At 65.9% G+C, this 14,318-nt stretch carries 11 protein-coding genes; 9 read left to right on the forward strand and 2 right to left on the reverse strand.

Annotated features, from left to right (window positions below):
- Window positions 1–39 precede the first annotated feature (39 nt).
- The 4 genes from ACIGJD_RS19220 (at window position 40) to ACIGJD_RS19235 (ending at window position 5,109) form a co-directional block, all read left to right on the forward strand.
- On the forward strand, window positions 40–1,137 hold the full coding sequence (locus tag ACIGJD_RS19220) for an ABC transporter ATP-binding protein (RefSeq protein WP_483687524.1): 1,098 nt from the start codon (window positions 40–42) through the stop codon (window positions 1,135–1,137).
- Entirely contained in the window at window positions 1,134–2,915 is a 1,782-nt protein-coding gene (locus tag ACIGJD_RS19225; RefSeq protein ID WP_286400163.1) for an ABC transporter permease, read from the forward strand. The genes ACIGJD_RS19220 and ACIGJD_RS19225 overlap by 4 nt, the downstream gene beginning before the upstream one ends.
- 33 nt (window positions 2,916–2,948) lie before the next feature.
- Complete coding sequence (locus tag ACIGJD_RS19230; RefSeq protein ID WP_483687525.1) at window positions 2,949–4,067, forward strand: ABC transporter substrate-binding protein; 1,119 nt, start codon at window positions 2,949–2,951, stop codon at window positions 4,065–4,067.
- A gap of 70 nt (window positions 4,068–4,137) precedes the next feature.
- Window positions 4,138–5,109, forward strand: a complete 972-nt coding sequence (locus ACIGJD_RS19235; protein WP_483687526.1) for a serine hydrolase domain-containing protein — start codon at window positions 4,138–4,140, stop codon at window positions 5,107–5,109.
- Window positions 5,110–5,149: 40 nt separating this feature from the next.
- On the opposite strand, the gene ACIGJD_RS19240 is transcribed toward ACIGJD_RS19235, so the two are convergent.
- Window positions 5,150–6,055 (reverse strand): LysR family transcriptional regulator, encoded by a 906-nt coding sequence (locus tag ACIGJD_RS19240; RefSeq protein ID WP_483687527.1) that lies wholly within the window; start codon window positions 6,053–6,055, stop codon window positions 5,150–5,152.
- A gap of 128 nt (window positions 6,056–6,183) precedes the next feature.
- Here ACIGJD_RS19240 and ACIGJD_RS19245 point away from each other — a divergent pair, with 128 nt between their 5' ends.
- From ACIGJD_RS19245 to ACIGJD_RS19265, 5 genes are all read left to right on the forward strand, one after another.
- Window positions 6,184–7,326 (forward strand): PrpF domain-containing protein, encoded by a 1,143-nt coding sequence (locus ACIGJD_RS19245; RefSeq protein ID WP_483687528.1) that lies wholly within the window; start codon window positions 6,184–6,186, stop codon window positions 7,324–7,326.
- Between the two features lie 56 nt (window positions 7,327–7,382).
- Window positions 7,383–8,693, forward strand: coding sequence for a C4-dicarboxylate transporter DctA (gene dctA, locus ACIGJD_RS19250; protein WP_286400175.1), 1,311 nt, complete (start codon window positions 7,383–7,385; stop codon window positions 8,691–8,693).
- Window positions 8,694–8,815: 122 nt separating this feature from the next.
- Entirely contained in the window at window positions 8,816–10,072 is a 1,257-nt protein-coding gene (locus tag ACIGJD_RS19255) for an SLC13 family permease (RefSeq protein ID WP_483687529.1), read from the forward strand.
- A 257-nt stretch (window positions 10,073–10,329) separates the two neighbouring features.
- Window positions 10,330–12,096, forward strand: a complete 1,767-nt coding sequence (locus tag ACIGJD_RS19260; protein ID WP_483687530.1) for a helicase HerA-like domain-containing protein — start codon at window positions 10,330–10,332, stop codon at window positions 12,094–12,096.
- Between the two features lie 169 nt (window positions 12,097–12,265).
- Complete coding sequence (locus tag ACIGJD_RS19265) at window positions 12,266–13,258, forward strand: hypothetical protein (RefSeq protein ID WP_483687531.1); 993 nt, start codon at window positions 12,266–12,268, stop codon at window positions 13,256–13,258.
- A gap of 70 nt (window positions 13,259–13,328) precedes the next feature.
- Here the strand turns inward: ACIGJD_RS19265 and ACIGJD_RS19270 are convergent, their stop codons facing one another.
- Window positions 13,329–14,198, reverse strand: a complete 870-nt coding sequence (locus tag ACIGJD_RS19270) for a DUF559 domain-containing protein (protein WP_483687532.1) — start codon at window positions 14,196–14,198, stop codon at window positions 13,329–13,331.
- Window positions 14,199–14,318: the final 120 nt, after the last annotated feature.

The following is a 14,318-nucleotide window of genomic DNA, read 5'->3' on the forward strand; positions in this document are numbered from 1 at the left end:
AGTAACCCCTACCGGAAAAACCCAGCCAAGGAATCAGCCATGAAGATCAGCATTCAAAACCTGCAGCTGAAGTACGGAAGCTTCACTGCCATTGAGAACCTCAACCTCGACATCGAGGACGGCGAAGCGCTCGTCCTCCTGGGCCAATCGGGATGCGGCAAGACCAGCACGATGCGCTGCATCGCCGGCCTGGAGGAGCCCACCTCGGGGCGCATCATCATCGACGACGTGGTGGTCTTCGACTCCGAAAAGGGCATCAACCTGCCACCGAACAAGCGCAACGTCGGCATGGTCTTCCAGTCCTACGCCGTGTGGCCGCACATGACCGTGGCCCAGAACGTCGCCTACTCCCTCAAGCAGAAGAAGCTTCCCAAGAGCGAAATCGATGAGCGCGTCATGGAGGCCCTCACGTTGGTCGGTCTGGAGCCCTACGCAGACCGCGGCGCCAGCCTGCTCAGCGGTGGCCAGATGCAGCGTGTCGCCCTGGCGCGCAGCCTGGTGATGCGGCCCAGCGTGCTCATGCTCGACGAACCGCTCTCCAACCTCGACGCCCGCCTGCGTGACCGGCTCCGGGTGGAACTGCGTGAAATCCAGCTCCAGCTGGGTCTCACCTGCGTGTACGTCACCCACGACCAGCACGAAGCCTTCGCACTGGCAGACCGGATCGCCCTGCTCCAGGGCGGCCGGATTGTGCAGATGGGAGCCCCGCAGCATATGTACGAGGCGCCCGCCAGTGCCTCGATCGCCCACTTCCTGGGCGTCTCCAACATCATGGACTGCACCCCGGAAGGCACGGCCGCGGGGTCCACTACCGCACGCATCACCGACAGTGAGCTCACCGTCCAATCGGCGCAGGCAACCGCCGATGCGGGCACCTCCCCCAAGGTGTGCATCCGCGCCGAGGACCTGCAGATCACGGCCGCGCCAACGGAACACCCCAACTCGTGGCCGGGAACCGTGCGGGTGGCCGGATTCCAGGGCAACGACATCCGGTACGCCATCCAGCTGGAATCAGGGCCCGAGCTGGACGCCCTGGGCGGGCTCAAGCGCGGCGAACAGCACAAGGTCGGGGACCGCGTCTGGGTGACCGTCAACCCCCGTGAAGTCCAGATCCTGCCGGCAGAGGTCCTCGCATGAGCCTCAAGACCGTAGCGACCAGCCGGGCCGAGACCCGCCCGGCACCGAAGCCCGCACCCAAGGATTACCGCTCTGCCCGGACCCTTGCGGGCCTGCGGAAGAACACGCCGGGCCTGATCGTCCTGGTCATCCTCGGCATCCTCATTGTGCTTCCGCTCGCCCTGGTCCTGCTGGCAGCCTTCTCCGACAGCGTCCCGCGGCCCGGCAGCATCTCCCTGGGCGGCCTGACGCTGTCCAACCTGGCACTGCTGGCCACCCCGGAGGCACTCGGGGCCCTGGTCAACTCGCTCATGGTGGGAGCAGGCTCGGCCGTCATCGCCCTGCTGATCGGTGCGTTCCTGGCCTTTGTCTGCGCCCGCTCCGATGCGCCGTGGCGGAAGTTCATCTTCTTCATCGGCATGGCCCCGATGTTCATCCCGGCCCTGGTCGGCGCCCTGGCCTGGTCCCTGCTGTGCTCGCCCAGCGCCGGCTACATCAACATCTTCCTCCGGGACCTCGGCATTGATGCCGCGATCAACATCTACAGCCTTCCGGGCCTGGTTTTCGTGCTGGGAATCTTCTACGCCCCGTACGCCTTCCTGCTGCTGCACAGCTCCCTGTCGATGATGAACGCCGACCTCGAAGAGGCTGCGACCGTCCACGGCGCACCGCTGCGCACCATGCTGCGGACCGTCACCCTGCCCCTGGCCCTGCCGGCCATCCTGGGCTCCGCCGTCCTGGTCTTCGCACTGACGATGGAAAACTTCCCCGTGGCCCAGGTCATCGGCAACCCGGCCGGCGTGGACACGCTGCCTACCTATATCTACCGCCTGATGAGCGCCACACCGGCCAAGAGCAACCAGGCCGCCAGCGTCGCCGTCATCCTGACCGTTGCGCTGATGGCCGTAACCCTCATCCAGCAGCGCATCATCAACAAGCGCAAGTTCACCACCATGACCGGCAAGGGCAACCGTCCCCGCCAGGTGCCGCTGCGCAAGATGCGCTGGCCCTTCACCATCATTGCCCTGGCCTACTTCGCAGTGTCCGTGGTCCTGCCCATGCTCGCCCTGCTGGCCGCGTCCATGCAGGCCACCCCGTTCGTGTCCTCGATGTCCCAGCTGCTGGAGGCGAATGCCCTCAGCTTCGCCAAGCTGGGCGAGGTCCTGGGCTCCAACGACTTCCAGCTCGCCCTGAAGAACAGCGTGCTGGTGGCCCTGATCGCGGCCTTCGCCGGCACAACCCTCAGCTTCATCGCCTCCTACATCCGGTACCGCACCAAGTCCAAGGTGGGGCGCCTGATCGAACTGGTGGCCATGACCCCGCTGGCCGTCCCCGCCATCGTCATGGGCATCGGACTGCTCTGGACCTGGCTGCTGCTTCCGTTGCCCATCTATGGCACCCTGGCGATCCTCGCCGTCGCCTGCGTGGCAGTGTTCATGCCGCAGGGCTACCGCGGCGTCTCCGCCTCCATGCTCCAGATGGACCAGGACCTCGAGGACAGCGCCGTGATGCTCGGCGCCGGCCGGACCAGGTCCGTCCTGGACGTCACCCTGCCCCTGATGCGGGTGGGCATCATGTCCTCCTTCCTGCTGTTCCTCATGCTCTCCATGCGTGAGCTCAGCGCCTCCATCTTCCTGTTCACCTCCAACACCCGCATCCTGTCCATCCTCGTGTTCGACAACTTCGACAACGGCCAGAGCCAGGCAGCTGCCGCCGTCAGCGTCCTGTACTGCCTCGTCATCGGAATCCTCGCCGTCATCGCCCAAAAAGTCGGCGGCGAACGCAAGACCAAGAACTGACCTTCCACCCCACCTTTGAAAGGGACACCCACAATGAAGTTAGCGTCCAAACTCCCCGTCCTCACCGCCGCCGGAGTGCTCCTGGCCCTCAGCCTGACCGGCTGTGGAAGCGCCGCCCAGAGCGCCGGCGTCGTCACGGCCACCGCGGCCGTGAACACCGACAACGGCCTGGTGATCAACGGCGAATCCATCGCGGACAAGGCCACCTACGAGAAGGCCAAGACCCAAACCCTGTCCCTCTACTCCGGCTACACCGATTCCTCCGAAAACGCCCTGGTGGACGCCTTCACCAAGGACACCGGCATCAAGGTCAACGTCGTCCGGCTCACCCCGAACAAACTCTCCGAACGCGTACTGTCCGAACAGGGTGCCGGCAAGCTCAGCGCCGACGTGATCCGCACCTCCGACTACCGGATCGCCAAGTCCATGGAGGACGCCAAGGTCTGGAAGGCCTACGACGTCCCGGGCGCCTCCGCACTCAAGGACGTCTCCGTGGACGGCGGCCAGTTCACGCGCATGTTCAACTCCGTGTACACCCTGGGCTACAACACCCAGCTGGTGAAGGAAGCTGATGCCCCCAAGTCCTGGGCAGACGCCGTCGGCGGCAAGTGGCAGGGCAAGCTGGGCATCGTCCAGGGCGGCTCTGGCGGCAGCACCGCTGCGCTGAACCGCTTCATGGAAACCAAGATGGGCGGCGACTACTTCGCCAAGTATGCGGCGCAGAAGCCCAAGATCTACGACTCCCTGGGTGCTGAAGCCACCGCACTGGCCCGCGGTGAAGTCGCCGTCGGCACGGTCACCATCAGCGGCACCAACATCTCGGCCGTGCAGGACAAGGCTCCCGTGAAGTTCATCGTGCCGGAGGAAGGCCTGGTCTCCTACGACTACTACCTGGGCATGACGGGCACAGCCACGAACGTGGAAGCCGCCAAGGTGTTCATGAACTACAACCTTTCCAAGCAGGGCCAGCAGGTCTTCGCGCAGATCGGTGAATACCCGGTCCGCACCGACGTGGCACCGCCCACCGTCATGGGTGTGACCCTCCCCGCCGTCGATTCCGGCAAGGTCTACCGCATGCAGAACAGCGACGCCACCACTTACGGCAAGGACGACCTGGCCAAGTGGAACCAGGTGTTCGGCTACACCAAGTAAATCCCTCCCGTGCCTGGGGACCCGGCAGCCGCCGGGTCCCCAGGCACGTTTTTTATACCCCAGGAGCCCCGTGACCTCCCCGCACCCCGCCTTGCCTGTCCCCCGGAACACCACAGCCCTGCTGGTCCTCCGGGATGGGGCAACCGTCCTTGAACTCGGCGACACCGCCCGGGCCAGCTACGTCGCCTCGGTGCGCAAAAGCCTGCTCTCCATCCTCTTCGGCATCCAGGTGGAAGCCGGCACTGTCAGCCTGGATGACACGTTGGGCGCGCTGGGGATCGATGACACCGGCAGCCTGCTCCCCCTCGAGAAGACAGCGAGGCTCCGCCACCTCCTGACGTCGCGGTCGGGGGTCTACCACCCACCGTCCAGCCCCGGCAGTGATGAGGACGCCTTTCCGCCACGCGGCACGAAGACGCCGGGGCAGTACTTCGTCTACAACAACTGGGATTTCAACGCCGCGGGCGCCATCTTCGAGAAGGCCGGCGGCCTGACCGTCTTCGAGGCGTTCGAGAAGTACCTGGCCGGTCCGTTGGGGCTGAGCGACTACGACCCCCGCCGCCAGCGGATGCTCGGCGACCCCGGAAAGTCCGCTTTTCCGGCCTACCACTTCTTCCTCTCCGCCCAGGACCTGGCCAAGATCGGGCTGCTAATGGCGGCCGGCGGGCAATGGGAGGGCCGGCAGCTTGTGCACCGGGAGTGGGTCAGGGAAAGCCTGGCACCGCACGTGAGGCGCGCGGACATGGCGCCGGCCACCGGTTTCGGCACCTGCGACTACGGCTACCTGTGGTGGCTGCCCCGGGAAACCGGCCCCCAATGGGAGGGCGCGTTCCTGGCGGCGGGCAACTACGGCCAGTTCCTCCTGGTCCTGCCGGCCATCGGCAGCGTCATCGTCCACCGCCGCTTCGTCAGCGACCGCTTTGCCATCGCCCGGAACACCCGCGCCGTAGGTGCCCCGGCGGCGGCGTCCCCGGCTCCGGTCACGCACGCCGAATTCATGGACCTGGCCCGCGCGCTGGTGGCCGGTCCCCTTGCCCGGTAGGCGTCTTAAAGACCATGCACGACGGCGGCACCGGCCTTCGTCAGGAAGCCGCGCCCTTGGCGATGGACCGGAATACCTTGGTTGCCTGCTGCGCGGCGGGGCTCAGCCTCCGGTTTTCCAAGTGGGCGAGGAGGATGCGCCGCTTCGGTGCCCCGGCGAGCGGGACGGCCACCACATCAGGGCGGAGCGCGGTCAGCGCCAGCCTGGGAGCCAGGGCAATACCGACGCCGGCGGCCACCATGCCCTGGGTCTCCTGGTAATCGTTGGCGGCGAAGGCGATCCGCGGCTCGAACCCGGCGTCCCGGCATACCCGGCTGAGGACGTCGGCCACGGGGTGCTCGTCGCGCACCACCCATTCCTGGTCACTCAAGGCGCCGATGCGGACCGAGCCCAGTTTTGCGATGGGGTGCTCCCGCGGCACCAGCAGCACCGTGGGATCGTTGGTCAGCCGGACCAGTGCCAGGTCGGGGTCCTCGATCTGCTGCCAGGGATAGTCCCACAGCAGCGTCAGTTCGATTTCCCGCCGCCGCAACCGCTCCAGCAGGCCGTCGCGGCGGGCGCTGACCACGGTCACGGCCACGTCCGGATGGCGGGCACGAAAGGCCAGCACCACGTCCGGCATCAGGGAAGCCCCGCCGGTGGGAAAGGTCCCCAGCCGGAGCTGGCCCCGCCGGAGGCCCGCAAACTCCCCCATTTCGGCGCGGGCAGCTTCCACGGTCCTGTCGATGTCATCGGCATAGTGCAGCAGGGCGTGGCCCGCTTCGGTGAGCACCACGCCCCGGGGGTGGCGCTCGATCAGCACCACGCCCATCTCCTGCTCGAGTTTCGCGATTTGCTGCGAGACGGCCGAGGTGGTGAAGGAAAGGGCGGCCGCAGCGGAGGTCAGGGAGCCGGACCGGCCCACCTCGCGGAGCACGTGGAGCCGGTGGAGATCGAGGATTGCCATGCACTGAGTTTAGCAAAAGTAGATAGTTGTCCATTTATTTGCGATTGTGCTGAAGGCTCTCATCCCGGATCGTAGAAGTACAAGGTGCTGTGAAGTAGAGCACCTGAAAGTTACGAGGGAGAAATACAGTGGGACTCAAAGGACATTGGTACCGGGGCGGCACCAGCAAGTGCTGGCTCTTCGATGCCAGGGACGTGGCCCTCCACGCCCCCACCCGCGAGGACATCCCCGCACTGCTGTCAGCCGCTTTCGGCGCAGCGGATGCGCGGCAGCTGGACGGCGTGGGCGGCGGAACATCCACCACGTCAAAGGCTGCAGTCATCTGGGCAACCCCCGGCGGCGAAGCAGACCTCGACTACCTCTTCGCCCAGGTGGGGATTGGTGACCCCACCGTTGAGCTGGGTTCCAACTGCGGCAACTGCGCCACCGCCATAGCCCTGTTCGCAGTCCAGACGGGCATCGTTCCCGCCCGGGACGGCATGACCAAGGTCCACATGCGCCACGTCACTTCCGGCGCGGTCCTCAGCGGAGCGGTTCCCACCCCCCGGGGCCGCATTCCCAAGTCCGGCCTGGCCCGGGTTCCCGGCAGCAGCGCGGCCGGTGTTCCCGTCAGCCTCTCGTTCCACGGCCCCTGGGGCCAGAACACCGGTGCACTCCTGCCTACCGGCAACCCGGTGGAGCAGCTCCAAGTGAACGGCCGGACACTGGACGCAACGATGGTGGACGCCGGCGCCCCTGCCGTGCTCCTCGCAGCCGACCAGGCCGGCGTCGATCTTTCCTCAATGACGGACAACCTCGCCGCCCAACTGCCGGACCTCATCGCGGCACGGGCATCAGCCGGCCTCATCATGGGGCTGCGGAAGCCCGAGGATCCGCCGCAGAACGCGGTCCCGAAAGTCGGGGTCGTGGCTCCTGCCGGCGACTACACCGCCGCGGACGGAACAACCATCAGCGCCGGCAGCCACGACGTGCGGGTGCGGATGCTGTCCATGCTCGCGCCGCACCCGGCCATCGGCCTCACCTCAGCGGTGGCAGTCGCCCTGGCGGCCTCGCAGCCGTCATCGGTGGTAGCCGCCGCGGCGGGCCAATCGCCCTCCACCGGCACCGGAACCCCCCGCTTGCTGCGGGTCGGGACGCCCGCCGGCGTGATCACCGCCGAGATCATCACCGATGACACCGGCGCTGTCAGCGAAGTGGCCCTCCACCGGGCAGCCCGCCACATCGCCACCGCAGACATCGATGTGGCCCCGGCCGCCGAGCTGTCCGCCTAAAACCCCCATCTCTTTGCCCCATTATTAAGGGGCCGCACCAACCAGGAAGTTGTTCAATGAAGATCAAATCCATCCTCGGACACCTGTATGTCCAGGTACTCATCGGAGTCGCCCTCGGCGTCGTTGTAGGCGCACTGTGGCCGGACCTCGGTTCCTCCCTCAAGCCGATCGGCGACGGCTTCGTGAAACTCGTGAAGTTCATGATCGCCCCCATCGTGTTCTGCACCATCGTGGGAGGCATCACCTCCCTGCGGGACACCAAGAAGGTGGGCCCCACCCTGATCCGGTCGCTGGGCCTCTTCTACGCACTGACCGCACTCGCCCTGGCCTTGGGCCTGGCCGCGGTGACACTGTTCCAGCCCGGGGCGGGCATGCACATCGATCCCACGCACCTGGACTCCTCGGTGGCGCAGAAGTACACCACTCAGCTGCCCAGCAGCAACCCTGTGGACTTCATCCTGAGCATCATTCCCACCACGTTCGTTGGCGCCTTCGCCGACGGTGAGGTCCTGCCCGTGCTGGTCATCGCCATGCTCTGCGGCTTCGCCTTCAGCAAGCTCGGCGCACCGGGCCAGCTGGCCCTGAACGTGGTCAACAGCTTCAACAAGCTGCTCTTCATCATGTTCGGCTACATCATGAAGGTAGCTCCCCTGGGTGCCTTCGGCGCCATGGCCTTCACCGTGGGCAAGTACGGTGCCCACTCCATCGGCAACCTCGGCATGCTGATCCTTGCCTTCTACGCCGCCTGCATCGTCTTCGTGGCGGTGGGCCTAGGCATCCTGGCCAAGGTGACCGGCTTCAGCCTGTGGCAGATCCTGCGCTACTTCAAGGACGAATTCCTGATCGTCCTGGCCACGTCCTCCAGCGAACCGGTCCTGCCGCGCCTGCTGTCCAAGCTCGAACGGATCGGCTGCGACCGCAGCGTTGTAGGCCTGGTGGTCCCCACCGGATACTCCTTCAACCTGACCGGCACGGCCATCTACCTCACCCTGGCCTCCATGTTCATCGCCCAGGCCTGCGACATCCACCTCAGCTGGGGCCAGATCCTGCTGATGCTCGGCATGATGCTGCTGACCTCCAAGGGTGCGGCCGGCGTCACCGGAAGCGGCTTCGTGGCCCTGGTGGCCACCCTGACGGTTATGCCCACCCTGCCCGTGGCCGGCGTGGCCCTCATCGTTGGCATCGACCGCTTCATGAGCGAGGCCCGCGCCCTCACCAGCACGGTCTGCAACATCGTCTCCTGCGTGGCAATCGCCAAGTGGCAGGGCGAGCTGGACATGGCCAAGCTCCGCTCCGAGCTCCAGGCGGGCTTCGTGCCCACCGAGGCGGAAAAGGTGCAGCTGGCCGAGCCCGCCCTGGCACACTGACCGCCCGCATCAGAACATCGAATACGACGACGGTTCGCCCGGGGTGCCACGCCCCGGGCGAACCGTGGTTTTGGGGTAACGTCGTCGCCAAACCAGCGGTCACCACCACATCGGAGCAGGCCATGACAGCCACCCAAATCATCCCGCTCGTCATCCTGGTGGTGATGTTCATCGTTGCCACCAAGTGGCCGCTGAACATTGGCGTGATGGGCTTGGTGGCCTCGTTCGGCGTCGGCTACTTCATGCTTGGGCTGACCGACAGCGAAATCCTTTCCGAGTTTCCGGCCACCATCGTCCTGACGATCATCGGCGTCACCTACTTCTTCAGCATGGCCCAACGGAACGGCACCATCGACATCATCGTCCAAACGTGCGTGCGCCTGGTCAGGGGACGGACCATGCTGCTGCCGTGGGTCTTCTTCCTCGTAGCCGCCGCACTGACGTCCCTTGGCACCTTCTCTCCCGCCGCCGTCGCGCTCCTCGCCCCGGCGGCCATGGGCTTCGCCTACGAGTCGCTCCTCCACCCCGTCCTCATGGGCGCGTTCATCATCAACGGCGCCCACGCTGGCGGCTTTTCCCCGCTGTCCGTGGCGGGAGTCCTGGTCCAAAACATCGCGTCGAAGAACGGCTTTCCGGTTTCCCCGATGGCATTGTTCGCCGCCAGCTTCGCGCTCAACCTCATCCTGTCGGTGCTAACGATCGTCGCTTTCGTCCTCATGCGGCGGCTGCATGATTCCCGTGGCGGCGGCGGCGTAGTGCAAGGATCTGCGGCGGTCACCCGGCCCCATGGCCAGCAAGTCCTTACCCTGGTCCTGATCCTGGGGCTGCTGGTGTGCACCCTGGGCTTTCACATGCCAATCGGGTTCGTGGCCCTCTCCGCCGGGCTCCTGCTGGCGCTGGTCAACATCAAAGAACACCGCACCTTCATCGGAGGCATTTCCTGGTCCACTGTCCTGCTCGTGGCGGGGATGATTACCTACGTCTCGCTGCTGCAGCGGGTCGGCGTCATCGACACGCTTGCCAAGCAGGCGCTGGCGCTGGGCGCTCCCCTGCTCATCGCACTTGTCCTGTGCTACGTCATCGGTGTCGGCTCAGCTTTCGCGTCGTCCACCGCGCTGCTCACAGCATTCATCCCGATGGCCGGCCCGCTCTTGGCCACCAGCAGCCTCAGCGCCTCCGGAACGGTCGCGTCCCTGGCCGTCGCCGCAACGGTTGTGGACGTATCGCCCTTCTCCACCGACGGCGCCCTGGTGGTAGCCAATGCCCGGGACGACGACCGGCAGCGCGTCTACCGCCAACTCATGTTTTATGCCGGGGCAGTTGTCCTGGTTGCCCCGGCCATGGCATGGGCGCTGCTTGTGCCTACAGGCATCCTCTAGCCAGCCACAGCCTTGACCTATAAAACCCCCACTGAAAGGACCCCACATGAACGAGTACCAAACCGAGCAGGACGCAGCGGAAGACTGCGATACCGGCGACTGCTTCTACTGCCACGGCCCGGAAACGGACTAGGGGTTCAGATCCGGGGAGGCCGCGGCCCTGCAGCCACTGCTCCCCATCGTGAGCTGAAGCCTGACAGTTTAATTGACCCGCGCCGGCTCCCGGCGGACAGGGCAGCCGCCGCTAAGCTAGCGCCATGGCCACCAAAACCACAGCAGAGAAGCTTGCCACCATCCAGAAGGGCTACACCCTGGAGGGTGCCACCATCGAGTTGGGGGCCGCCATCATCGACGGCGAACTGCACAAGGACGCGCCGGTGCGGCTGCCGCTGGCCATGATGAACCGGCACGGGCTGGTGGCCGGCGCCACCGGAACCGGCAAGACCGTCACGCTGCACATGATGGCGGAGCAGCTGTCCACCGCGGGTGTTCCCGTGTTCCTGGCCGACATCAAAGGTGACTTGTCCGGCCTGGCGACGCCCGCCGTCGGCAGCGACAAGCTCAAGGCCCGCACGGACAGCATCGGGCAGCCGTGGGAGGGGAAGGCGTTTCCGGTGGAGTTCCTGGCACTGGGCGGTGACGGCAACGGCGTCCCGGTCCGCGCCACGGTGACCTCGTTCGGACCCATCCTGCTTTCGCGGATCATGGAACTGAACGACACGCAGGAATCCAGCCTGCAGCTGGTGTTCTACTTTGCGGACAAGAACGGCCTGGAGCTGATCGACCTCAAGGACCTGCGCGCCGTTATCCAGTTCCTCACCTCGGACGAGGGCAAGGACAAGCTCGAGGAACTCGGCGGGCTGTCAAAGGCCACAGCGGGCGTGATCCTGCGGGAGATCGTGAACCTGGAGGCGCAGGGGCTGGAGAAGTTCTTCGGCGAGCCTGAGTTCGACACCGCGGAGCTGTTGCGGACTGCCCCGGACGGGCGCGGTGTGGTCACCTGCCTGGAGCTGCCCACGCTGCAGACCAAACCGATGCTGTTCTCCACCTTCCTGATGTGGCTGCTGGCCGACCTGTTCGAGGACCTCCCCGAGGCCGGCGACCTGGACAAGCCCAAGCTGGTGTTCTTCCTGGATGAGGCCCACCTGCTCTTCAACGGGGCCACCAAAGCCTTCCTTGACGCCATCACCACCACCGTCCGGCTGATCCGGTCCAAGGGCGTGGGGATCTTCTTCGTCACCCAGACGCCCAAGGATGTCCCCGCCGACGTGCTGGGCCAGCTGGCCAACCGGGTGCAGCACGCCCTGCGCGCGTTCACCCCCGAGGACGCCAAGGCGCTCAAGGCCACGGTGTCCACGTTCCCGGTGAGCGACTACGACCTCGAAGAGACCTTGACCTCGGCGGGCATCGGCGAGGCCGTCATCACCGTCATGAACGAAAAGGGCGCGCCCACGCCCGTGGCCCTCACCCGGCTGCGCGCACCGGAATCCCTCATGGGCCCGAGCGAGGAAGCGCTGGTCCGGAGCACGGTTGCCGGGTCCGCGTTGCTGGGCAAGTACGGCACTGCGGTGGACAACCCTTCCGCGTACGAAAAGCTGAACGGCAAGGCTGCGGCGCCCACAGGGCCGGCAGCTTCAGAGCCTGCCGGTGCACCTTCCGCCGGGACTCCTGCCTCTTACGACGTGGACGCCGAAGCCCGGAGGATCGAGGAGGAGATCCTGGGCCGGCCCAGCAGCAGGCCGCCGCAGGCGACGGCGCCACAGGATGTCGACGTCCAGTACGACACCCCTGATTACAGCGAGCCACGCGAGTCCACGCCGCGAGCCAAGGCCCCGCGAACCCGGAGGCCGGCGTCTCAGCCCAGGCAGCCGGAGCCGGGCGGCATGATGGGTGATCTGGGCGGGGTCCTCGGTGGTGCATTGGGCGGCGGGCTGAAGAGCATGGCGCGGTCCATGGGCACGCAGCTGGGCCGCGAACTGCTCCGCGGGGTGTTCGGCACTTCGTCCCGCCGCCGTCGTCGCTGAGCCGCGTTTCCCAGGCGACAACTGCTGTCCCTGGACGCTGCCCCAGGCTCCTGTTGCTGCTGTCCCGGCGGCCCCGCTGTCGGGCGTTACGTAGGTGTTGCATGCCCGATTAGGGGAGACACCAACTTTAGAGTGCGTCCGCACTGACGTTACTGTGGAGACCGTGCAGATGAGTCAAGCGTTGGTGAGGATCGCGGCCGGATGGCTGTTGGGCCTCATGCTTGCCGTCGCCGGAGCCGTTGTGGCCATCAACGTTGTGAACAACACTGTGGCCAGCCCGCAGCAGCCTGTCCGCGAGTACCTGGACGCGCTGAAGAGCGGTGACGGCGGGCGGGCACTGGGTCTCCTGAAGGCCGCCGTTCCGCCCAGCAACGCCGCCATGCTGGACGGTCCAGGGCTGCAGTCGTCCGCGTCCCGGCTCTCCAACATCAGCATCGGGGACCCGGAGCCACGCACAGGCAACCAGGTCATGGTGCCCATGGACTACACGATCGACGGCAGCCGCTTGCACACGGAGTTCCTGCTGCAGAAGACCGGCACCGAGTGGCTGTTCTTCAACACGTGGGCGTTCGTGCCGTCGCGGCTGCCCACCGTCGACATCACCGTGGTCAATGGCAACGAGGCCCAGGTCAACGGGGTTCCGGTGAACATGCCCAACGGCCGCAACTCCTTCGCAGTGTTCTACCCCGGCCAGTACGAGGCTTCCCTGGACGGACAGTACTTCTCGGCTCCCGCCACCCGCGCCACGATCACCTCCAAGGATGCCCCCGTGGCTCCGCTCAACCTGCTCACCCAGGCCACGGACAAACTGAAGAGCGACGTCGCCGCCAAAGTCCGGGAGTTCCTGGACGGCTGCGCTGCCGAGGCCGACAAGGAACAGAAACTGCAGCCCGACTGCCCCTTCTACTACGCCAGCAACAACCGGGTCCAGGACGGCAGCATCCGCTGGACCGTGACCGAATACCCAGGTGTCTCGGTTGAGCCGTTCGACGGCCGCTGGGTGGTGGCGCCCCTGGACGGCAAGGCCAAGGTGGAAGCGCTGCAGCAGAACTCATTCACCGGGGCCTGGTATCCGCTGGACGAAGAGGTGGACTTCAGCTTCACCACCCGCCTGGACGTCACGGGCGACACGGTCAAGGTCACCCCGCAGCTGAGCTTCTAAGCTCCATTCTGCCCGCCAAGCGTCAGACTGGCCCAGTTTTGAACTCATGCCTGCCATGTTCTTCTGTTCCTTAGCCACAATCGCCCCGAAAACTGGGCTGGTTCGGCTGCGGCCACCGCAGTGATCCCCGCGCCAGGACCTCCCGGACCTGCGCCAGCACGGACTCAGGGGCGTAAACCACGTCGTCATAGAAGAACCTGAGTACAGGGAATCCGTGACGGACGGCCGTGTTGTCCCTGCGGCGGTCCTTTTTGAATTGGCGGGCGTCAAGGTGGAAGGCGAGCCCGTCGATCTCAACGATGAGGAACCCCTCCAACAGAAAGTCCACGCGGCCGATACCCTCAATCCACACCTGGGTCTCGGTGGCTATGCCGGCATCCCTGAACAACACCCGGGCCAAGGTTTCCAGGAGAGAGTCTGCCCCGCGTTCAACTTTGGACACAACATTCCGTGCCTTGCCTGACCGATTGCCCTTCAAGTGCCGCAACAGCAGGGACGGCTCAATGTCCCCTCTGTTGACGGCGGATTCCACCATGACCAGCGACTCCAGTTCAGGCAGGCACAGCAGTGCGTGAAGCAGCACGTCGGGGAGTGCTGCAAGGGTCCGATGACGGGGCCGCTGCGTGAGGGAAAGCCGGTGGCTGACGCAGCGGACGGTACGTCTTCCGTTGCTTTGCCAGTAGTGAGGACGGGCAGCCGGTTGCAGCTGCCACAGTCCGTAGTGCGGGGCGGCCGATGCGCATGTCAGCAGGCTGCGGGCCAGTCCTGCTCCCACCAGTTCCGCGTCAGCACCCGGTACGGCCAGCAGCCCGCGCTCCAGCCGCACCACCTGTCCGCCACGAATTGCCCGGCTGATGTCCGTATCCGTTGCCCCGGCGGCTGCCACGTCCCGCCGCAGCAGCACTCCTCCGGCCGATTTGAGGATTTCCGATGGGTCCATGAGGCCACAATGTCTGGCCTCTGGGGCTGCCGGCAGGTGTCACGGGCGCTATGTGGACACAGGGCCGCCCACACTGGCCCAGTTTTGGTCCTCAGGCTTTCCAAGCTTGAAAACTGGGCC

This window comes from Arthrobacter sp. E1SS-5 (assembly GCF_057073715.1).